Here is a 20331-nt window from a genome sequence, read left to right as displayed (position 1 = left end):
CCGTGAGCGCGTGGAGATGAAGGAGTCTCGAATGTCCGAACTGCTCGGCACCGGCGTCGGCCGTGGCGTGGCCCACGGCCCCGTGCTCCGCATGGCGGACCCGCTCGGCGAACCCTCGAAGGACGCGCTGGCCGGCACGGCGGACGACGCGAAGCACGCCGTCGCCGAGGCGCTCGCGGCCGTGGCCGAGGACCTCAACAAGCGCGGACAGCTCGCCGGCGGCGACGCCCAGGCCGTGCTCGAGGCGCAGGCGCTCATGGCGCAGGACCCGACGCTCCTCGACGACGTGCACGCCCGCATCGACGGCGGCACCAACGCCGAGCGTGCGGTGTTCGAGGCGTTCGGCCAGTTCCGTGACCTCCTCGTCGGCATGGGCGGCTACATGGGGGAGCGCGCGGCCGACCTCGACGACGTGGCGCAGCGCATCATCGCGAAGCTCCGCGGTGTCCCCGCCCCGGGCGTCCCCGAGTCGGACACCCCCTTCGTCCTCGTCGCCCGTGACCTGGCGCCGGCCGACACCGCGCTGCTCGACCTCGACAAGGTGCTCGCCCTCGTCACCCGTGACGGCGGCCCGACCTCCCACACCGCGATCCTCGCCCGTGCCAAGGGCATCACCGCGATCGTCGGCGTCACCGGCGCCGATGACCTGTCCGACGGCACCCACGTCGTCGTGGACGCCGCGGCCGACACCGTCGTCACCGACCCGTCCACCGAGCTCGTGGCCGACGTCGACCAGCGCATCGCGGACCGCCTCGCCGCTGCCGCCGCACCGCTGACCGCCGGTGCACTCGCCGACGGCCACACCGTCCCGCTGCTCGCGAACCTCGGCAGCCCCGCCGACGCCGCCGGCGCCGTTGCTCTCGGTGCGGAGGGCGTGGGGCTCTTCCGCACCGAGTTCCTCTTCCTCGACTCGCCGAAGGCGCCGACCGTCGAGCAACAGACCGAGTCCTACCGCCAGCTGCTCGAGGCGTTCCCCGGCAAGAAGGTCGTCGTCCGCGCGCTCGACGCCGGCGCCGACAAGCCGCTGCCCTTCCTCACCGACAAGGACGAGGAGAACCCGGCGCTCGGCCGTCGCGGACTGCGCGCGCTGCGGAACCACGAGGAGGTCCTCCGCGACCAGCTCACCGCGCTCGCCCAGGCCGACGCGGCGACCGAGGCCGACCTCTGGGTGATGGCACCGATGGTCGCCGACGCCGAGGAGACCGAGTACTTCGTCGACCTGGCCCGCGAGCTCGGCATCCGCACCGCCGGTGTCATGGCCGAGGTGCCCTCGCTCGCACTCATGGCCGAGCAGGTCTTCACGAACGCCGACTTCGTGTCGATCGGCACGAACGACCTGACCCAGTACACGATGGCCGCCGACCGCATGCTCGGCACCGTCGCGTCCTACCAGGACCCGTGGCACCCCGCCGTGCTGCGCCTCGTCGCACAGCTCGGTGCGGCCGGCGCCGACGCGGGCAAGGCCGTGGGCATCTGCGGCGAGGCCGCGGCCGACCCGCTGCTCGCCGTCGTGCTCGTCGGCCTCGGCGCCACCACCCTGTCCATGACCCCCGCGGCCCTGGCCGACGTGCGCGCCGAACTCGGCAAGCACTCGCTCGAGCAGGCCCGCGAGATGGCGAAGGCGGCACTCGCCGCGAGCACCGCGGCGGCGGCCAAGTCCGCCGCGGCTGCCGCGCACGCCGTCTGACCCGACCAGCTCCACCCCACGCAGCACCCGCACCACCGCAGCACCAGCACCACCGCAGCACCCCTTCACACCGCAGCAGCACCCATCACAGAAAGCCAGGCACATGACAACGTCGTCCGTTGCAGCGCCCGACGCACCCGCGAAGTCGCGGGGCGGCGCACGCGTCGCCGTCCAGAAGTTCGGCACGTTCCTCTCCGGCATGGTGATGCCGAACATCGCGATCTTCATCGCGTGGGGCCTCATCACCGCGTTCTTCATCGAGACCGGGTGGACCCCCGTGGGCGTCCTCGGCGGTTTCGGTGAGACCGACGGCGTGGCCAACATCGGTCTCGTCGGCCCGATCCTGACCTACCTCATCCCGCTCGCGATCGCCTTCCAGGGCGGCCGGATGATCTACGAGACCCGCGGCGCCGTCGTCGGCTCGATCATGGCGATGGGTGTCATCATCGGCGCCAACGGCACGATCATGATCCTCGGCGCGATGATCTGCGGCCCGCTCGGCGCGTGGCTCATCAAGCAGATCGACAAGATCTGGGACGGCAAGATCAAGCCCGGCTTCGAGATGCTCGTGAACAACTACGCGGCCGGCATCCTCGGCTTCGTGCTCGCGCTCGTCGGCTTCTTCTGGCTCGCGCCGCTGTTCAAGCTCATCGCCGAGGGCCTCGGTGCCGCGGTGAAGTTCCTGGTCGACAGCTCGCTCCTGCCGCTCGCCAGCGTCATCATCGAGCCCGCCAAGGTCTTCTTCCTGAACAACGCGATCAACCACGGCGTGCTCGACCAGCTCGGTGCGCAGCAGGTCCAGGAGTCGGGCAAGAGCATCCTGTTCCTGCTCGAGGCGAACCCCGGCCCGGGTCTCGGCATCCTGCTCGCCTTCACCTTCTTCGGTGTCGGCATCGCCCGCTCGACCGCTCCCGGTGCGATCCTCATCCAGTTCTTCGGCGGCATCCACGAGATCTACTTCCCGTACGTGCTGCAGAAGCCGGTCCTGTTCCTCGCCGTCATCCTCGGCGGTGCGACCGGTGTCGCGACCAACGTCGCGTTCCAGTCCGGCCTGGTCGCCCCGGCTTCGCCCGGTTCGATCATCGCCGTCCTCACCGCCACGGCGAAGGACAGCTACGTCGGCGTCATCCTCTCGGTGATCCTGTCCGCGGCGGTCTCGTTCGCGGTGGCCTCGTTCTTCCTGCTCGCCAGCCGCAAGCGTGACCTGGCGAACAACGGTGGCGACATGAGTGCCGCGATGGCGAAGCTCCAGGCCAACAAGGGCCGCGACGTCAACGCCGCGACCTCGGGCCTGCTCGGCAACAACGCGCCGGCCAACGACGAGGAGGCCGAGGCCGCGCTCGGTGGCGTCGGTTCGGCGTCCACCGCGACGGCGACCCGGGTCGAGAGCGTCGTGTTCGCCTGCGATGCGGGCATGGGCTCGAGCGCCATGGGCGCCAGCGTCCTGCGCAACAAGGTCAAGAAGGCGGGCATCGAGGGCGTCACGGTCGTCAACAAGGCGATCGCCAACCTCGACGGCACCGAGGACCTGATCATCACGCAGGAGGAACTGACCGACCGTGCGAAGCAGAAGAACCCGAACGCACAGCACGTGTCGGTCGGCAACTTCATGAACGCGCCGCAGTACGACCAGGTCGTCGACCAGCTCAAGAACCAGTAACGAAGTGCAGTATCGGAGGGGACGGGTGCGAACCCGTCCCCTCCACCACGTCCGTCGAGAACAAGGAGAACCCCGATGCCCGTCCTGCAGGAGAGCCAGATCCGCATCCACACCGAGGACACCGCCCCGACCAAGTCGGAGGCGATGAAGGAGGCGGCCGAGATCCTCGAGGCTGCGGGCGCGGTCACGGCGGACTACTACCCGGCGATGCTCGAGCGTGAGAAGAGCGTCTCGACGTACATGGGGAACTTCCTCGCCATCCCGCACGGCACGAACGACGCCAAGGACGCCATCAAGTCCTCGGCCCTGTCGTTCATCCGCTACGCCACCCCGATCGACTGGGACGGCAACCCCGTGCGCTTCGTCGTCGGCATCGCCGGCGTGAACAACGAGCACCTCGACATCCTGTCGAAGATCGCGATCGTGTTCTCGGACGAGGACGAGGTCCAGAAGCTCACCGACGCGCCGGACACCGCCGCGATCCTGTCGATCCTCGGCGAGGTCAACGAGTGACCGCGACCGCCGTCCACTTCGGCGCCGGCAACATCGGGCGCGGCTTCGTCGGGCTCCTGCTCCACGAAGCCGGCTACGAGGTCGTCTTCGCGGACGTCGCCGCGCCGCTCATCGACGCCCTCGCCGCCGCCGACTCGTACACCGTGCACGAGGTCGGCCAGGGCGCACAGGACCACGAGGTCACCGGCTTCCGTGCCGTGAACAGCGCGCAGGACGAGGCCGGCGTGGTCGCCGAGGTCGCCGCCGCCGACATCGTGACCTGCGCCGTCGGGCCGACCGTCCTGAAGTTCATCGCCCCGGTCATCGCGAAGGCGCTCCAGCAGCGCGACGCGGGTGCCGCGCCCCTCGCCGTCATGGCGTGCGAGAACGCGATCAACGCGACCGACCGCCTGCGCGAGTTCATCGTCGAGGCGCTCCCGGCCGAGTCGCGCGACGAGGCCCTGGCCAAGGCCGTGTTCGCGAACACCGCCGTCGACCGGATCGTCCCGGCCCAGCCCGAGGGCGCCGGCCTCGACGTCACGGTCGAGACGTACTTCGAGTGGGCCATCGACCGCACGCCCTTCGGCGGGCACGAGCCGGAGATTCCCGGTGCGCACTACGTCGACGGGCTCGCCGCGTCGATCGAGCGCAAGCTCTTCACGGTGAACACCGGACACGCCACGGTCGCGTACCACGGCTTCCTCGCCGGCGCCGACAAGATCTCGGACGCGATCGCGATCCCGGCCGTGCGGTCGGAGCTCGAGTCGGTGCTCGCCGAGACGAGCGACCTGCTGGTGCGTCGTCACGAGCTGGACCCCGAGGTGCACCGCTCGTACGTGCAGGCGATCATCGGCCGCTTCGAGAACCCGCACCTGCCCGACACGGTCACCCGCGTCGGTCGGCAGCCGCTCCGCAAGCTGTCGCGTGACGAGCGCTTCGTCTCGCCCGCGGCCGCCCTCGCCGAGGACGGCACCGAGCCGACCGCGCTGCTCGACGCGATGGGCGCCGCGCTGCGCTTCGACGTCGCCGACGACGAGCAGAGCGTCGAGCTGCAGCAGCTGCTGCGTTCGGACCGCTCGGACGCCGACGTGGCGACGGAGATCACCGGGCTCGACGCGCAGCACCCGCTGCACGCGGCGTTCACCGACCGGGTGCGGTCGGCGCGCGGCTGACGCGACGACACGACGCTCTGGAGGCGCGGTGCCGGCCGGCACCGCGCCTCCCGTGCGTCCGGGTACCGCGCCGCCCGCGAGACGCCGCGCTGCCCGCCAGACGCCGCCGGATCCGACCGTGTCTCGCCGACCCGGCGGCGTCTCGACGAGACGCCGCCGTCACGCTGCGGCGCCGCCCGGACCTGAGGGCAGGCCGGTCCCGGAGCGTAGCGTCCACCCCATGACGAAGCACTGGGTCGCCCCCGAGTTCGGCGGCAGCGAGGTCCTCGAGTACGTCGACGTCGAGGTGCCCGCCCCCGGCACCGGCGAGGTCACGATCGACGTCCGTGCCGCCGGCATGAACCCCGCCGACACGAAGCACACCCGGCAGGGCGACCGGTCCGACCTGCCGATCGCGGTCGGGTACGAGGTGTCCGGCGTGATCAGCGCGGTCGGCCCCGGCACCGAGATCGCCTCGGGCGGGGGAGCGGTCGGCGACGAGGTCCTCGCCTTCCGGGTCGAGGGCGGCTGGGCCGAGCGCATCACCGTCCCGGCCGCGGACGTCTTCGCCAAGCCCGCGTCGCTCGACCACCCGCAGGCCGCGAACCTGCTGCTCGCCGGGACCACCGCCGCCGACATGATCCGCGTCACCCGTGCCGAGGGGCGCGACACGGTCCTGGTGCACGGCGCCTCCGGTGCGGTCGGGGTCGCCGTCCTGCAGCTCCTCCGCCAGCTCGGCACACGCGTCATCGGCACCGCCTCGGAACGCAACGCCGAGACCGTCCGCCGCTTCGGGGGCGAGTGGGTCGCGTACGGTGACGGCCTGGAGGCGCGCGTCCGGGACCTCGCACCCTCCGGTGTCGACGTGGCGCTGGACTGCGTCGGGACGGACGAGGCGGTCGACGTGTCGCTGGCACTCGTCGCCGACCGCTCCCGTATCGTGACCATCGCGGCCTTCGGCCGCGCGCAGCAGGACGGCTTCCCCGCGGTGGGCGGTGCGCAGCCGGAGAGCCAGGCCTTCCGGGACTCCGTGCGGCAGCGGCTGGTCGACCTCGCCGCGGCGGGGGAGCTCGAGGTACCGGTGGCCCGGACGTTCCCGCTGGCCGAGGCGAAGGCCGCGGCGGAGCTGCTCGAGTCGCAGCACCCGGGCGGCAAGCTCGCACTGATCCCGTGAGCGCACTCGGTTCTGGTTGACTCGACGGGTACGTCGCACGACCGAACACCACGAGGGGGATCACGTGAGCGACCAACGACCGTCCGATCGACCGGGACCGACGGGCCCACCGTCGGCACCGCAGTACCAGCAGACGCAGTACGACCAGCCGCCGCAGTTCCGACCGCAGGGCCAGGCGCTGTTCGAGCGTTCGGCGCCGGTGGGACCGGACGGGCGCCCTCCGCTCTGGGCACCCTGGTACGGCATCGGCTTCGTCCAGGCGTACGCGCGCTACTGGAGGAAGTACGTCCGCTTCGACGGGCGCGCGAGCCGCAGCGAGTTCTGGTGGGTGTACCTCTGGAACGTCGCGATCTCCGTCGTGCTGGGCGCGATCTGGGGCATCGGCTTCGCGCAGTCCGGCCGTGAGACGTACGTGACGCCGTCCGGGGTCGAGACGGTCGTCAGCGAGCCGTCCGCGCTGTTCTTCATCATGGGGTACGTGGGGTCCCTGTGGATGCTCGTGATCGTCCTGCCCTCGATCGCCCTGGCGTGGCGACGCCTGCACGACGCGAACCTGGCGGGCCCGTTCTTCTTCCTCGGCCTGGTCCCGTTCTTCGGCGGGATCGCGCTCCTCGTCTTCACCCTGCTCGACTCCAAGCCCGCAGGCGCCCGCTTCGACCGACCGGAGGGATCGCGGTGACGAACGGCGAGCAGTACGACCGGAACCCTGAGCAGCCGCAGCCGCAGCCGCAGCCGCAGCTGCAGCCGCAGCCGCAGCAGCCGCAGCAGCCGCAGCAGCCGTACGGCCAGCAGCAGCCGTACGGCCAGCCCTACCCCCAGCAGCAGCAGCCGTACGGCCAGCCGTACCCGCAGTACCAGCAGCAGGCGCCGATCCCGACGGACGCCAGCGGCGCCCCGCCGCTCTGGGCGCCCTGGTACGGCGCCGGGTTCCTCGACGCCTTCGTCCGGTTCTGGAAGAAGTACGCCCGGTTCGACGGGCGCGCGAGCCGCAGTGAGTTCTGGTGGTGGTACCTGGCGAACGCGATCGTGGTGACGGTCCTGTTCAGCGCGTACATCGCCTCGATCCTCGTCTGGGCGGCCGGGGCCACCACGACGGACGAGTACGGCACCACGACCTCGACCGGCGGCTTCCCGGCGGTCGCGCTCCTGTTCGCCGGGCTGCTCGGGCTGTGGGGACTCGCGACGTTCGTCCCGTCCCTCGCGCTCGGCTGGCGCCGCGTGCACGACGCCGGTCTCGCCGGCCCCTTCTGGCTGGTCTCCTTCGCGGCTGGGGTCGCCGGCATCGTCTTCGGGTGCCTGGAGTCGAGCCCCGCCGGGGCGCAGTACGACCGACCGGAGGCACCCGGCCCGCAGGTCTGAGCACCCGGACACGACGAAGCGGCCCCCCCGGCAGGGGTGGGCCGCTTCGTCACGTCAGGGAGATGGGCGGCGGCTCAGACCACCCGGAGACGGACCAGCGAACCGTCCACGACGAGGTCGCGCACCGTGACGGACGGGTCGGCCGTCGCGAACCGGAGCGCGCCTCCCGGCTGGTCGAACCAGGGTTGCACGAACGTGACCGTGACCATGAAGGGCCGGTCGACGACGTAGCGGTGCACCTCGGGTGCCGCCGCGACGTGCGGCGGCAGTGACCGCTGGGGGAGCGGGGTGTCGAGCGGGTGCAGCAGGTAGCCGTCGGGGCCGCCGACCCGGTCGACGGGGACGCCGGCCGGGATCTGGATGGTGAGCCCCTGCGGACCGGCCTGGCCGACCTGCTGTGCGAGCTGCGGGTACGTCGACGCAGCACGGTCACGCAGCCCGTCGAGCTCGTGCCGGGGGATGTCCCGCGGTGCCGGGAAGGCGCGGTTCAGGAAGCGGCGGAGCATCTCGACGGCGTCGTCCTCACCACGCGCGGTGGCGAGTCGGCGAGCGGTGCCGTAGTCGACGACCTCGAGCGCGAAGTCGCCGTGCGCCTCGGCCGGGACGACCCGGAGTGCACCCTCGACCGGGGGCTCGCCGAGCGTCTCACCGGGGAGCTGCACGTAGCGGATCGTGTAGCCGAGCTGGTCCAGGATGGGGCGGGTCTCCGCGAACGTCATGGGCGCGAGCCTACCGGCCGCTTCCATGCCGTTCGCCGAGACACCGCCGTGGCCCCGGTGGGTCGACGTCTCACACGCCGCCGCGCATGATCGCCTGCTTGACCTCGGAGATCGCCTTCGTCACCTGGATGCCGCGCGGGCAGGCGTCGGTGCAGTTGAAGGTGGTGCGGCACCGCCACACGCCCTCCTTGTCGTTGAGGATGTCGAGGCGCACGTTCGCCGAGTCGTCGCGCGAGTCGAAGATGAAGCGGTGTGCGTTGACGATCGCCGCCGGGCCGAAGTACTGCCCGTCGGTCCAGAACACGGGGCACGACGAGGTGCACGCGGCGCAGAGGATGCACTTCGTGGTGTCGTCGAACCGGGCGCGGTCGGCGACGGACTGCACGCGCTCCTTGCCCTTTTCCGGCTTGCTCGAGGCCTGCAGGAACGGCTGGACCTCGCGGTAGGACTGGAAGAACGGCTCCATGTCCACGACCAGGTCCTTCTCGAGCGGCAGGCCCTTGATCGCCTCGACGTAGATCGGCTTCGACACGTCGAGGTCCTTGATCAGGGTCTTGCACGCGAGCCGGTTGCGCCCGTTGATGCGCATCGCGTCCGAGCCGCACACGCCGTGCGCGCAGGACCGCCGGAACGTGAGCGAGCCGTCCTGCTCCCACTTGATCTGGTGCAGGGCGTCGAGGATGCGGTCCGTCGGCAGCATCATCACGTCGAAGTCCTGCCAGCGCGGCTCGTCGTCGACGTCCGGGTCGAACCGGCGGACGATGATCGTGACGGGGAACGATCCGGGAGGAGCGCTCTGCACGGTGTCGGTGCGCGGGCTGTCGGAGACCAGGGTGTCGGTCATCAGTACTTCCTCTCCATCGGCTCGTACCGCGTCACGACGACGGGCTTCCAGTCGAGTGTGATGTGGTCGTCGGCGAGTGACGAGTGCGGGTCGCCCGTCAGGTACGCCATGGTGTGCTGCATGTAGTTCTCGTCGTCGCGCTTCGGGTAGTCGTCGCGCATGTGGCCGCCTCGACTCTCCTTGCGGTTCCGCGCGGAGAACACGACCACCTCGGCCAGGTCGAGCAGGAACCCGAGTTCGACGGCCTCGAGCAGGTCGGTGTTGAAGCGCTTGCCCTTGTCCTGCACGGCGATGTTCAGGTACCGCTCGCGGAGCTGGTGGATCGTCTCGGTCATCTTGCCGAGCGACTCGTCGGTGCGGAACACCTGCGCGTTCTTGTCCATCTCGTCCTGCAGCTCCTTGCGGAGGACGGCGATGCGCTCGGTCCCGGTCGAGGCGCGGAGCTGGTCGAGCATCCCGCGGACGCCGGCGGCCGGGTCCTCGGGCAGGGGGAGGAACTCGGCGGTCTGCACCCACTCGGCCGCGTTGTTGCCCGAGCGCTTGCCGAAGACGTTGATGTCGAGCAGCGAGTTGGTGCCGAGGCGGTTCGAGCCGTGCACGGACACGCAGGCGCACTCGCCGGCGGCGTACAGGCCGGGCACGACCGTGGTGTTGTCGTAGAGCACCTCGGCGTTGGTGTTCGTCGGGATGCCGCCCATCGCGTAGTGCGCGGTCGGCATGACCGGCACCGGCTCGACGACCGGGTCGACACCGAGGTAGGTGCGGGCGAACTCGGTGATGTCCGGCAGCTTCGTCTCGAGCACCTCGGCACCGAGGTGGGTGCAGTCGAGGAGGACGTAGTCCTTGTTCGGACCGGCCCCGCGCCCCTCGGCGACCTCCTGCACCATGCACCGGGCGACGATGTCGCGGGGCGCGAGGTCCTTGATGGTCGGGGCGTACCGCTCCATGAAGCGCTCGCCCGAGGCGTTGCGGAGGATCGCGCCCTCGCCGCGGGCACCCTCGGTGAGCAGGATGCCGAGGCCGGCGAGGCCGGTCGGGTGGAACTGGAAGAACTCCATGTCCTCGAGCGGCAGACCCTGGCGCCAGACGATGCCGACGCCGTCACCGGTCAGGGTGTGCGCGTTCGAGGTCGTCTTGTACATCTTGCCGAAGCCGCCGGTCGCGAAGATCACGGCCTTGGCGTGGAAGACGTGCAGTTCACCGGTCGCGAGCTCGAAGGCGACGACGCCGGCGGGCTGCTGGCGGGTGACCCCGTCGTCGCCGACGACGTCGACCATGACGAGGTCCAGCGCGTAGAACTCGTTGTGGAACTCCACGCCGAGCTTGACGCAGTTCTGGAACAGCGTCTGCAGGATCATGTGGCCCGTGCGGTCGGCCGCGTAGCAGGCCCGGCGGACGGGGGCCTTGCCGTGGTCACGCGTGTGCCCACCGAAGCGCCGCTGGTCGATCTTGCCCTCGGGCGTGCGGTTGAACGGCAGGCCCATGTTCTCGAGGTCGATGACGGCGTCGATCGCCTCCTTCGCCAGGATCTCGGCGGCGTCCTGGTCGACCAGGTAGTCACCGCCCTTGATCGTGTCGAAGGTGTGCCACTCCCACGAGTCCTCCTCGACGTTGGCCAGGGCCGCAGCCATGCCGCCCTGGGCCGCACCGGTGTGCGAGCGCGTCGGGTAGAGCTTCGAGATGACGGCCGTCTTCGCCTTCGGGCCGGCTTCGATGGCGGCACGCATGCCGGCACCGCCCGCGCCGATGATGACGATGTCGTGCTGGTGGTGGTGGACGGTGGTCTCGCTCACTGGGGCCTTTCGGGGTGGGTCAGCGCGCCGGCGGGGTGGTCGCGGCGTGCGCGTGGGTCTACGGCGCGGTGCTCGTGGCCGAGCCGTGCTGCTACTGCGCGGGGCAGAACGACGGCAGGTCGGCAGCGGCGGCGCCGGCCGGGCACGGGTCGAACGTCCAGCAGACGAGCAGGCCGAGCACGACCAGCGCGACGCACGCGATGAGCACCGCGAGCAGCAGGGTCTTCCGGATGCCGGGCTTCGCGACGTAGTCGTTGATGATCGTCCGCATGCCGTTCGAGCCGTGCACGAGGGCGAGGACGAGCATCAGGGAGTCCCAGACCTGCCAGAAGGGGTTCGCCCACTTGCCGGCGACGAAGGCGAAGTCGATCTGCTTGACGCCTTCGCCGGCGACCATGTTGACGAAGAGGTGGCCGAAGATCAGCACGACGAGCAGGACGCCCGAGGCGCGCATGTAGATCCACCCCCACTTCTCCCAGTTGGTGGTGCGGCGGGCTGCTGCGGCCGAACGAGGCGGCTCGACGATCTGCGTGGTCATGTCCGTGGGTCCCTTCGCCTACTGGAAGTCCGCGACGAGGTTCATGAGCTGACGGGGCAGGAAGCCCGCGATCAGGACGGCCCACACGACCAGGACGATCCAGAACATGGTGCGCTGGTACTTCGGCCCCTTCGACCAGAAGTCGACCAGGATGATCCGCAGCCCGTTCAGCGCGTGGAAGACGATCGCCATCACGAGCGCGATCTCACCGATGTTCATGATCGGCGTCTTGTAGGTGCCGATCACGGCGTTGTACGCCTCGGGGGACAGGCGCACCAGCGCGGTGTCGAGGATGTGCACGAGCAGGAAGAAGTAGATCGCGACACCGGTGATGCGGTGCAGCACCCAGGACCACATCCCCGTGGACCCGCGGTACAGCGTTCCTTCGAGCTTCCGGGACGCACGGGGCGCCTCGATCGTCACTCTCGGTTCGACGATCGTCGTCCCGCCTGCGGTCTGCTCGGCCATGAGCGAGTCCTCCCATAGGACGGGCTCGTCCGATCGGCGAGCCCTTGCCGTTCGTGTTCGTGTGGAACACGACCCATCCTATGCGCGTGCGCTGACACTCTCGTCCCACCCGACACGGAGGGTCCGGGACAGGGTCGGCGGAGCCCCGATCGTGCGGGCGGTGTCGTGGTGTGCGAGGAGCTGGTCGCCGACGGCCTCCCACGTGGTGCCCTCGACCCGGAGACGCCCGGCCGAGCCCATCCGTGCGGCCGCCGCCGGGTCCGTCACGAGCCCGAGCACGGCGTGACGGAGTGCCTGGGGCACGTCGGGGTCGTACAGCTCGCCGTCGAGGCCGGGCGCGACGAGGTCGATCGGGCCGCCCGATGCCGGCGCGACGACCGGCAGGCCACTCGCGTGGGCCTCCTGCAGGGTCTGCCCGAAGGTCTCGGCCGGACCCGTGTGCACGAAGACGTCGAGCATCGCGTAGGCGTCGGCCAGGGCGTCGCCGCGCAGGGGTCCCGTGAACGTGACGTCGAGGTGTCGCAGCCGACGCTCGAGGGACGCACGCGACGGCCCGCCGCCGGCGACGACCAGCCGGATGCCCGGGACGCCGCCGAGCTCGGCGAGCCGCTCGACCTCCTTCTCGGGCGCGAGTCGACCGACGTAGCCGACGATGGTCTCGCCACCCGGTGCGATCCGCCGCCGCGCCACACGGACGTGCGCCGAGCGTCGCCGGTCCGGGTGGAACAGGTCGGTGTCGACACCGCGGCCCCAGCGGGCGACGCGGGGCACGCCGTCCTCGGCGAGCATCGCCGCGGTCGCGCTGGACGGGGCGAGCGTCAGCGACGCCCCCGCGTGGATGCGGCCCAGGATCCTCCTGACCAACGGGACGGTCGCGGTCAGCCCGTTGCGGCGGGCGAACCCGGCCACGTCGGTCTGGAAGACGGCGACGGAGGGGATGCCGAGCCTCCCGGCGGCCGTGATCGCGCGACCGCCCAGCAGGAACGGGCTCGCCGCGTGCAGCACGTCGGCGCCGGAGGCGGCGAGGATCGTGTCGAGCACGGGGTGGGGGAGCGCGACCGGGAACTGCCGGTATGCCACGGCGGGCACCCGGTGCACGTCGAATGACCGGTAGCGCTCGACCCGGGTCCCCGAGCGGAACCGAGCGAGACCGGGGGTGTCCGGGGCGATCACCACCGCGCGGTGGCCGCGGCGCTCCAGGTGGTCGAGGACCGCCAGGACGCTGGTGGTGACGCCGTTCAGGGTGGGCAGGAAGCTCTCGGTCACGACGGCGACGGTCCGCTGGGACGTGCCGCGCTCCACGCTGCGTGCGCTCATGGTGCTGTCCATGGTCCGCGCGCGCCGTGACCGGCCGGGGCGGTGCGGGTGAACGGGCGGCGCGCAGCCGGTGAACTCGCGCTGCGCTGCGAGCCGGTCGGGAGGCGCGGGGCACGGTGGTCCCGTCGGCTGCGGCCCGTCCCGGTGCGAGCGGCCGCTGCGGGCACCCGCAGGAGCGGTGCGGCGGTCGTCCGGGTGGCGTCCAGGTCACGTCCGGCGACACCGGTACGGTGAGCGGGTGGCAGACGCACTCGAGGACTTCTACGCGATCATCCCGGCCGGCGGCATCGGTTCCCGCCTCTGGCCGCTCTCGCGCGCCGACGCGCCCAAGTTCCTGCACGACCTGACCGGCTCCGGCGCGTCGCTCCTGCGGCAGACCTGGGACCGGCTCGCGCCGCTCGCCGGCGAGCAGCGGATCATGGTCGTGACCGGGCGGGCGCACCGAGCAGCCGTCGAGGCACAGCTGCCCGGCGTGGCCGACCACAACGTCGTGCTCGAGAGCGAGCCGAAGGACTCGACCGCGGCCATCGGGCTCGCCGCCGCCATCCTGCGCCGCCGTGAGCCGGACGTGGTCATCGGCTCGTTCGCGGCGGACCACGTCATCGGTGACGCCCGGGGCTTCCGCCGCTCGGTGCGCGAAGCCGTCGCCGCCGCACGCGCCGGGTACGTGACGACCATCGGCATCACCCCGACCGAGCCGGCGATCGGCTTCGGCTACATCCACGCCGACGGCGCCGCGCTCCCGGTCGAGGGTGCGTCGACGGTGCACGCGGTGAAGTCGTTCGTCGAGAAGCCCGACCTCGACACCGCCCGCGGCTACCTGGAGGACGGCTCGTACCTCTGGAACGCCGGCATGTTCATCGCGCGGGCCGACGTGCTGCTCGCCGAGATCGGTCGCACGAAGCCCGAGCTGCTCGCCGGCATCGAGGAGCTCGCCGCGGCGTGGGACACCTCCTCGCGCGGCGCGGTCGTCGACGCGATCTGGCCGGGGCTCGAGAAGATCGCCATCGACTACACCGTGGCCGAGCCTGCCGCCGCCGCGGGGCGCATGGCCGTCGTGCCCGGCGACTTCGACTGGGACGACGTCGGCGACTTCGCCTCGCTCGCGAAGCTGCAGTCCGGCGGGCGGGCGAACAACCTCGCCGTGCTCGGCGACGGCGCACGGATCCTCGCCGACTCGTCGAGCGGCATCGTCGTGGCGCACAGCCAGCGGCTCATCTCGCTCATCGGGGTCGAGGACATCGTCGTCGTCGACACCCCGGACGCGCTGCTCGTCACCACGAGCGCGAACGCGCAGCGGGTCAAGGGTGTGGTGGACGCACTGAAGCTGAGCGGTCGGGGGGACGTGCTCTGACGGTCCGCCGACCTGGTGTACGGTGATGTTCCGGTCGCGGGGGCCGGGCTGACTCGGGGGAGTGCTGATGGGGGACATCCAGTTCGAGACTTCGGACGCGAGTGCGCTCGCACGTGTCGCGCGACGAGCCGCTGACACGTTGCGAGGGCAGGCCGGTCCGCGGTCGGGCGCCGTCGCATCCGCGCTCGACGACGCTGCTGGCTCGTACGCCGACCGGTTCCGTGAGGCGGCCGTGGTCGAGGCCGAGGACCGGGCACGACTGGCGGGCGTGCTGGTCGACCTCGCCGACCAGATCGACGCCGCGGTCGCTGCTGCGGAGCGCGAACGGGAGCGCCAGCGTGACCACGCCGACTGGAAGGCGCGTGACGCCGACCGGAAGCGGGCGGCGTCCGTGGCCGAGGCCTTCGCCGGTTCCGCAGGACGATCGGTCGTCGACGCACTGGAGCGCTTCACCGATCCTGAGCCGGCGACCGAACCCGAGCCGAGGCCGGAGGTCGACGCCGAGTTCCGCGGTCGGGAGCGTGCGCGCTACGGCGACGGAGCGAGCCGTGGCAGGAGTTCTGCCGATCCGAGCGCGCTCCGGGCCTTCGTGACGACGACCTCGGGACTGGACACGACCGCGTCGGCCGAGTCCGAGCGCGTGCGATCGGCGTGGTCCTCCTTCCGGTCCTCCTGCGCCTGGGTCACGGTCGACCGCGCGAGCATGCCGGCGGGTTTCGCGCGCTACGTGCGCGAGAACGACGAGGATCGGAGCTGGATCGGCAGGATCGCCGACGCCTTCGGGGCCGCCGGCGGCAGTGGGTCGCTGTCGAACGCGGCTCTCGACATCGCGGCGACCGGACAGGCGGCGCCTGCCCTCCAACGGCTGTTCGCGGAGCACCTGACGCCGACGGAGGTCGCGGAGCGCTGGGCTGCGCTCGGGCTGACGACGGCCGACGCCAGCGTGTTCGACGGTTTCCCGACGGACGTGCTCGCGCGACTCGGGAACCTCGAGGGTGTCCCGTACTGGGCGCGGAGTACGGCGAACGCCCTCGTGCTGAACCAGCGACTGGTCGACGTGGAGCGCCAGATCGAGCAGCTGGAGCGGACGGTCGCATCGGCGGGTGACGGCTCACGGGTGTTGGCGCGGGAACTGACGGCGCTGTACGCGGACCGCAAGGCCCTCCGGAACGTCAATGCTGCGTTGACGAAGAAGGGCTCCGACGGGAAGCGCTTCCTCATCGCTCTCACGGATGATCGACCGCCGCTCGCTGCCGTCTCGATCGGCGATCTGGACCGTGCGAAGTCAGCGACCTGGGCTGTCCCTGGTATGGACACCACGACAGCGGACATGACGACGTGGGCGAGGGCCGCTCAGAACATCGCCGATGAGCAAACGGACGTTGCGGACACCACAGACGTCGCAGACCCTTCGGATCGAGCAGTCGTCGCTTGGGTCGGCTACACCACCCCGGGACCACAGGATGTGCTCCTCATGGCCAAGGCGAAGGAGGGCGGCAAGCGTCTCGCAGATTCGATCCGCGGGTTCTCAGCCGTCCGCGGAACTGATGACGTGCAGACGAACGTCGTGGCGCACTCCTACGGCACGACCGCGGGCGCTGTGGCTCTGGCCGAGCGGGGTGTCCACGTTGATCGGTTCGTCGCACTGGGTTCTGCCGGGCTGCCCGATGGGCTCGACGATGCGCAGCAGCTGCACGCAGACCAGGTCTTCGCGGCTCAGGCGAAGGACGGCCCCACCGGCGAGTCCGGACAGGGTGACGAATGGGCGACGTTCGGCCGGGAGAAGAGCCTCGCCCATCGCGTCGACCCGACCGCGCAGGGTTTCGGAGCGACCGTGTTCGGCGCCGACGGCGGGACTGGGAGCGAGGGGCAGACCCTTGCGTCGGTCCTGCATCACGCCCCGGTGTTCAAGGACCACCGAGGTTACCTGGACCGTGGTACCGAGTCACTGCACAACGTGGCACTCGCCACCTCAGGTCAGGACGAGTTGCTGACCGGGGCGCGAGATCGATGACCCGGTCCGACGAAGGAGGAGGCACATGAACGCACGACACCGTGCTCGTCGCGCACTCGCGGCGACGGCGGCGCTACTGGCAGTCGTCGTCGTGACCGCCGGATGTGCCGGGCAGCAGGATGATGCAACCCGACCGACTGAGAGGACGTCCTCCGTGGACGCAGACACTGCGAAGCGAAACATGATCGACATCGTCGATCAGACAACGGCCGCGCTCGGCGGCGAATGGGAGACGCGGACGTCTCCCGATTACGTCGAGAGCTGCCAGCTGTCGAGCGACGAGGAAGGAGCTCGGTGGGTGTACCGAGTTGCTCGAGCAGAGTCCGCCGACGTCGAGGCGGACGCTGCTGCTGCCTCCGATGTCTGGAGGTCCGCCGGTCTGACCGTGGACCGACTCGCTGACTCCAAGGGGCCGGCGGTGGTCGCTCGCGGCGGCGATCGCGTCGAGATGATCCGTTTCTTCGCTTTCCCCGGCAACTACAGCATCCAAGCGCTCTCGATGTGCTTCGCTGGCGACGCAGACGAGATCGAGGAGCAGCAGGCCGACGAATGACCCGCGATCCCGGGTTCGTGGTGTCCTGGCCGTGCCGGATCAGCGCGCGCGACCTCGCAAGCCTCATCGTCGTCCTCGCGCTCGCGGGACTGAGCACCGGGTGTGCGTCCCGAGCGGTCGAGACGAGGACGGCCAGCGCAACGGATCCGATCGTGGACGCAGTGACCGCGAAGCAACAGATGATCGCCGCTGTGGACGACGCCACCGAGCTCCTCGGCGGAGTGTGGACGGCGCGGACCGGACCGGACGCAGCGGAGCGGTGCTCGTTGCCGGACGGGGAGCGCGGAGCACACTGGCGGTACCTGACGGGGAGCGCGATCGAGGGGCGGCCGGAGGAAGACGGCTCGGCGATGGCCGACCACTGGCGTGCGCAGGGCAAGCGCGTGACCGCGCGGGACACGAGCACCGGGCCGGTGGTCTTCGGTGGGGGAGGCGGGGACATCGCGTCCATCAGCTTCTACGCGGTCTCCGGCAACTACACCGGCCAGGCCGTCTCGCTGTGCTTCCCCGGCGACGCCGACCGCATGGCCGAGGACGACGCCGACGAGGTCGAGTGAGCCTCCGAGGACGAGACGCCGGAGCGTCTCGAGAGGAGACGAATGTCTGCCGAGCTGACCATGCGGCGCCTGACGAGCGTTGCCCTCACACCCCTCGCATTGCTGATCGTCATCAGCGGTTGCACGCAACACCCTCCGGTCGGCGAGACGCTGTCCGACGATGGAAGGACGGCCCAGGTGGACCCCGAGACTGCTCAGCGGAAGATGACCGAGCTCGTCGACAGGACCGCTGCGGCGCTCGGGGGCGAATGGGTCACCACGCAGGGTCCGGACTACGTCGACAGCTGCACGCTCCCCGACGGTGGACAAGGAGCCAACTGGGTCTACCTGACCACCAGGACGGACGGAGGGGGCAATCCGGACGACGATGCTGCGGCGGTCACGAAGACCTGGCAGTCCGCGGGCATGACCGTCGGACGAGTCGCGGATCCTGACGGCCCGGTCGTCGTCGGACGGGGTGGAGCCTCGACCGCGCTGATCGATCTGTACGCGTTCCCGGGCAAGTACACGCTGGAGGCCGAATCGCTCTGCTTCGCGGGGAGTGCCGACGAGATCGAAGAGGAGCAGAGCAGCGGGTCCTGATCCGCTCCGTCGAAGGAGGATGCGCATGCACGCAGGACGGCCCGCGCGTCGTCTGACCACGACCACGGGTCGAGGAGCAGCAGGCCGACGGGTGACGCACGGAGCATCGTTCACGGCGGTCTCCGTTCGCCGGAGCAGCGAGCGGATCGTCGCGAGCTCCGCCGTCGTCTTCGCGCTCGCGGGTCTGCTGCGCGGCTGTGTCCCCAGCGCGACCGACACAGCGACGGACCGACGAACGGAGTCCTACCCGGATGCAGCGACCGCGAAACAGCAGATGATCGACGCCGTGGACGATGCAACCCGACTCCTCGGCGGGCACTGGAAGGCGCGAGCCGGACCTGACCACCCCGAGGACTGCGTCCTGTCCGACGGCGAGCAGGGTGCGCAGTGGCGGTACCTCTCGGGGAGCACGCTGGCGGGTGACCCGTCCGAGGAGGGCGCCCGGATTGCGGAGCACTGGCGTGGGCAGGGGCTGCGGGTCATCGTCCGTGATCCAGACGACGGACCGGCGGTGCTCGGGCGCGGCGGTGAACAGATCGCTTCGATCAGTGCGTACGCCTCCCCCGGCAACTCCACGGTCCAGGCAGTGTCCCTGTGCTTCCCCGGCGACGCCGACCGCATTGCGGAGCAGCAGGCCGACGAGTGATGCAGGACCGTCGTCTGGTGCTTCCGTGCACGAACGACGGCAGGTGTCGCTCGCTGTAGCGCTCCACCACGAAATCCTCGGATCGTCCCCCGGACCGGGTCCCCGGGGGACGTCGGCGTTACGAGCGCGTTTCGTCGGGGTCGCGATCGGGTAACTGATCCCAGCAGTCCCTCAGGGGCGTTCTGTACCGGCCCGACGGTCGTGTACTGTCGCCACGATCGCCCGGAACGCACGTGGTCCGGGCACCGCCCCCCGGAGGAACCAACCCGTGACATCTCGTACCCGCAAGGTCCTGCTCAGCGGCCTCGCGCTCGCCGGCACCATGGCCGTCCTGGCCGGCTGCTCGGCTGCCCCGTCCGACACCACCTCGGCGAAGAAGACCGACTTCCGCCCCTGCATGGTCTCCGACGCCGGTGGCTTCGACGACAAGTCCTTCAACCAGCTCGGCTTCGACGGCATGGTCGACGCGGCGAAGGAGCTCGGCGCCGACTACAACAAGGCCGAGTCCAAGGACGCCACGGTCTACGACTCGAACATCGAGCAGCTCGTCAACCAGAACTGCAACATGATCATCACGGTCGGCTTCAACCTCGCAGACGCCACGAAGAAGCAGGCAGCTGCGAACCCCGACACCGAGTTCGCGATCATCGACGACAACTCGATCGACGCGAAGAACGTCAAGCCGATCACGTTCGACACCTCGCAGGCCGCCTTCCTGGCCGGCTACGCGGCGGCGTCCTACTCGAAGACCGGCGTCGTCGGCACCTTCGGCGGCATGCAGATCCCGACCGTCACCATCTTCATGGACGGTTTCGCGGACGGCGTGAAGTACTACAACGAGCAGAAGAAGAAGGACGTCAAGGTCGTCGGCTGGAACGTCGAGACCGGCAAGGGCTCCTTCACCGGTGGCTTCGAGGCGGGCACGCAGGCCAAGTCGGTCGCGCAGACCCTGCTCGACCAGGACGCCGACGTGATCCTGCCCGTCGGTGGCCCGATCTACCAGTCGGCCGCCGAGGCGATCAAGGACGCGAACAACGGTTCGGTCCTGATCGGCGCGGACAGCGACCTCTACGAGGCCGACCCCCGCTACAAGGACATCGCCTTCACCTCGGTGATGAAGGGCATGCGCCCGGCGGTCAAGGACGTCGTCGAGCAGGCGGCGGACGACAAGTTCTCGAAGGAGCCGTACGTCGGCACCCTGAAGAACGACGGCGTCGGCATCGCGCCGTTCCACGACTACGAGTCCAAGGTGGACTCGGGTCTGCAGGACGAGCTCGACAAGATCAAGTCGGGCATCATCGACGGCTCGATCACGGTCGAGACGCAGTCGGACAAGTAGTCGGGTGAACGCGGGCGGGGGATCGATCCTCCGCCCGCGTTTCCGCGCGTCCACCGATGGGTGACGCGCTGACCAACAGGAACG

General features: G+C 70.4%; 20 protein-coding genes. 14 read left to right on the top strand and 6 right to left on the bottom strand.

The window, feature by feature from the left end; translation table 11 throughout:
* The first annotated feature begins 31 nt into the window (after positions 1-31).
* From ptsP to NI26_RS10545, 7 genes are all read left to right on the top strand, one after another.
* On the top strand, positions 32-1687 hold the full coding sequence (gene ptsP, locus NI26_RS10575) for a phosphoenolpyruvate--protein phosphotransferase (RefSeq protein WP_081984946.1): 1656 nt from the start codon (positions 32-34) through the stop codon (positions 1685-1687).
* Positions 1688-1790: 103 nt separating this feature from the next.
* Complete coding sequence (locus NI26_RS10570) at positions 1791-3347, top strand: PTS mannitol transporter subunit IICB (protein ID WP_066655119.1); 1557 nt, start codon at positions 1791-1793, stop codon at positions 3345-3347.
* Between the two features lie 75 nt (positions 3348-3422).
* A complete protein-coding gene (locus tag NI26_RS17195; protein WP_022907882.1) occupies positions 3423-3860 on the top strand; it encodes a PTS sugar transporter subunit IIA in 438 nt (145 codons plus the stop codon).
* Positions 3857-5011: a mannitol-1-phosphate 5-dehydrogenase gene (locus tag NI26_RS10560; protein WP_066655117.1), complete on the top strand. Its 1155-nt coding sequence runs from the start codon at positions 3857-3859 to the stop codon at positions 5009-5011. The genes NI26_RS17195 and NI26_RS10560 overlap by 4 nt, the downstream gene beginning before the upstream one ends.
* Before the next feature lie 220 nt (positions 5012-5231).
* Complete coding sequence (locus tag NI26_RS10555; protein ID WP_066655116.1) at positions 5232-6164, top strand: NADP-dependent oxidoreductase; 933 nt, start codon at positions 5232-5234, stop codon at positions 6162-6164.
* Positions 6165-6228: 64 nt separating this feature from the next.
* Entirely contained in the window at positions 6229-6843 is a 615-nt protein-coding gene (locus NI26_RS10550; protein WP_081984944.1) for a DUF805 domain-containing protein, read from the top strand.
* On the top strand, positions 6840-7523 hold the full coding sequence (locus NI26_RS10545; RefSeq protein WP_066655115.1) for a DUF805 domain-containing protein: 684 nt from the start codon (positions 6840-6842) through the stop codon (positions 7521-7523). The genes NI26_RS10550 and NI26_RS10545 overlap by 4 nt, the downstream gene beginning before the upstream one ends.
* Before the next feature lie 74 nt (positions 7524-7597).
* Here NI26_RS10545 and NI26_RS10540 read toward each other — a convergent pair whose 3' ends face one another.
* From NI26_RS10540 to NI26_RS10515, 6 genes are all read right to left on the bottom strand, one after another.
* Positions 7598-8242 (bottom strand): glycohydrolase toxin TNT-related protein, encoded by a 645-nt coding sequence (locus NI26_RS10540; RefSeq protein WP_066655114.1) that lies wholly within the window; start codon positions 8240-8242, stop codon positions 7598-7600.
* A 70-nt stretch (positions 8243-8312) separates the two neighbouring features.
* Positions 8313-9086 carry a succinate dehydrogenase iron-sulfur subunit gene (locus NI26_RS10535; RefSeq protein ID WP_066655113.1) on the bottom strand — a complete coding sequence of 258 codons (774 nt, stop codon included), beginning with the start codon at positions 9084-9086 and terminating at the stop codon, positions 8313-8315.
* Positions 9086-10879 (bottom strand): succinate dehydrogenase flavoprotein subunit, encoded by a 1794-nt coding sequence (gene sdhA / locus NI26_RS10530; protein WP_066655109.1) that lies wholly within the window; start codon positions 10877-10879, stop codon positions 9086-9088. The genes NI26_RS10535 and sdhA overlap by 1 nt, the downstream gene beginning before the upstream one ends.
* A gap of 91 nt (positions 10880-10970) precedes the next feature.
* A complete protein-coding gene (gene sdhD / locus NI26_RS10525) occupies positions 10971-11417 on the bottom strand; it encodes a succinate dehydrogenase, hydrophobic membrane anchor protein (RefSeq protein WP_066655106.1) in 447 nt (148 codons plus the stop codon).
* 18 nt (positions 11418-11435) lie between these two features.
* Positions 11436-11885, bottom strand: coding sequence for a succinate dehydrogenase, cytochrome b556 subunit (gene sdhC / locus NI26_RS10520; RefSeq protein WP_081984941.1), 450 nt, complete (start codon positions 11883-11885; stop codon positions 11436-11438).
* 78 nt (positions 11886-11963) lie between these two features.
* Positions 11964-13202, bottom strand: coding sequence for a glycosyltransferase family 4 protein (locus NI26_RS10515; protein ID WP_235426345.1), 1239 nt, complete (start codon positions 13200-13202; stop codon positions 11964-11966).
* A 238-nt stretch (positions 13203-13440) separates the two neighbouring features.
* Here NI26_RS10515 and NI26_RS10510 point away from each other — a divergent pair, with 238 nt between their 5' ends.
* From NI26_RS10510 to NI26_RS10480, 7 genes are all read left to right on the top strand, one after another.
* The gene (locus NI26_RS10510) at positions 13441-14556 is read left to right on the top strand and encodes a mannose-1-phosphate guanylyltransferase (protein WP_066655104.1); all 1116 of its coding nucleotides are present in this window, start codon (positions 13441-13443) and stop codon (positions 14554-14556) included.
* 589 nt (positions 14557-15145) lie between these two features.
* Positions 15146-16570: an alpha/beta hydrolase gene (locus NI26_RS10505; protein WP_144411333.1), complete on the top strand. Its 1425-nt coding sequence runs from the start codon at positions 15146-15148 to the stop codon at positions 16568-16570.
* A 181-nt stretch (positions 16571-16751) separates the two neighbouring features.
* Entirely contained in the window at positions 16752-17123 is a 372-nt protein-coding gene (locus tag NI26_RS10500; RefSeq protein ID WP_066655099.1) for a hypothetical protein, read from the top strand.
* A 161-nt stretch (positions 17124-17284) separates the two neighbouring features.
* The gene (locus NI26_RS10495) at positions 17285-17680 is read left to right on the top strand and encodes a hypothetical protein (protein ID WP_144411332.1); all 396 of its coding nucleotides are present in this window, start codon (positions 17285-17287) and stop codon (positions 17678-17680) included.
* Between the two features lie 60 nt (positions 17681-17740).
* A complete protein-coding gene (locus NI26_RS10490; protein WP_144411331.1) occupies positions 17741-18262 on the top strand; it encodes a hypothetical protein in 522 nt (173 codons plus the stop codon).
* A 286-nt stretch (positions 18263-18548) separates the two neighbouring features.
* Positions 18549-18908: a hypothetical protein gene (locus NI26_RS16595; protein ID WP_144411330.1), complete on the top strand. Its 360-nt coding sequence runs from the start codon at positions 18549-18551 to the stop codon at positions 18906-18908.
* A gap of 268 nt (positions 18909-19176) precedes the next feature.
* Entirely contained in the window at positions 19177-20247 is a 1071-nt protein-coding gene (locus tag NI26_RS10480; RefSeq protein ID WP_066655092.1) for a BMP family lipoprotein, read from the top strand.
* Positions 20248-20331 lie beyond the last annotated feature (84 nt).

Origin of the sequence: Curtobacterium sp. MR_MD2014 (assembly GCF_000772085.1) — a bacterium.
Classification (GTDB): domain Bacteria; phylum Actinomycetota; class Actinomycetes; order Actinomycetales; family Microbacteriaceae; genus Curtobacterium.
Note: the sequence above shows the minus strand (reverse complement) of the source record. Positions and strands in the feature narration are given on the sequence as shown.

Bases quoted from the DNA above. Each gene is read 5' to 3' on its own strand.
- ptsP (WP_081984946.1), top strand. From the start codon at position 32: ATGTCCGAACTGCTCGGCACCGGCGTCGGCCGTGGCGTGGCCCACGGC.
- NI26_RS10570 (WP_066655119.1), top strand. From the start codon at position 1,791: ATGACAACGTCGTCCGTTGCAGCGCCCGACGCACCCGCGAAGTCGCGG.
- NI26_RS17195 (WP_022907882.1), top strand. From the start codon at position 3,423: ATGCCCGTCCTGCAGGAGAGCCAGATCCGCATCCACACCGAGGACACC.
- NI26_RS10555 (WP_066655116.1), top strand. From the start codon at position 5,232: ATGACGAAGCACTGGGTCGCCCCCGAGTTCGGCGGCAGCGAGGTCCTC.
- NI26_RS10540 (WP_066655114.1), bottom strand. From the start codon at position 8,242: ATGACGTTCGCGGAGACCCGCCCCATCCTGGACCAGCTCGGCTACACG.
- NI26_RS10535 (WP_066655113.1), bottom strand. From the start codon at position 9,086: ATGACCGACACCCTGGTCTCCGACAGCCCGCGCACCGACACCGTGCAG.
- sdhD (WP_066655106.1), bottom strand. From the start codon at position 11,417: ATGACCACGCAGATCGTCGAGCCGCCTCGTTCGGCCGCAGCAGCCCGC.
- sdhC (WP_081984941.1), bottom strand. From the start codon at position 11,885: ATGGCCGAGCAGACCGCAGGCGGGACGACGATCGTCGAACCGAGAGTG.
- NI26_RS10515 (WP_235426345.1), bottom strand. From the start codon at position 13,202: ATGAGCGCACGCAGCGTGGAGCGCGGCACGTCCCAGCGGACCGTCGCC.
- NI26_RS10500 (WP_066655099.1), top strand. From the start codon at position 16,752: ATGATCGACATCGTCGATCAGACAACGGCCGCGCTCGGCGGCGAATGG.
- NI26_RS10490 (WP_144411331.1), top strand. From the start codon at position 17,741: ATGCGGCGCCTGACGAGCGTTGCCCTCACACCCCTCGCATTGCTGATC.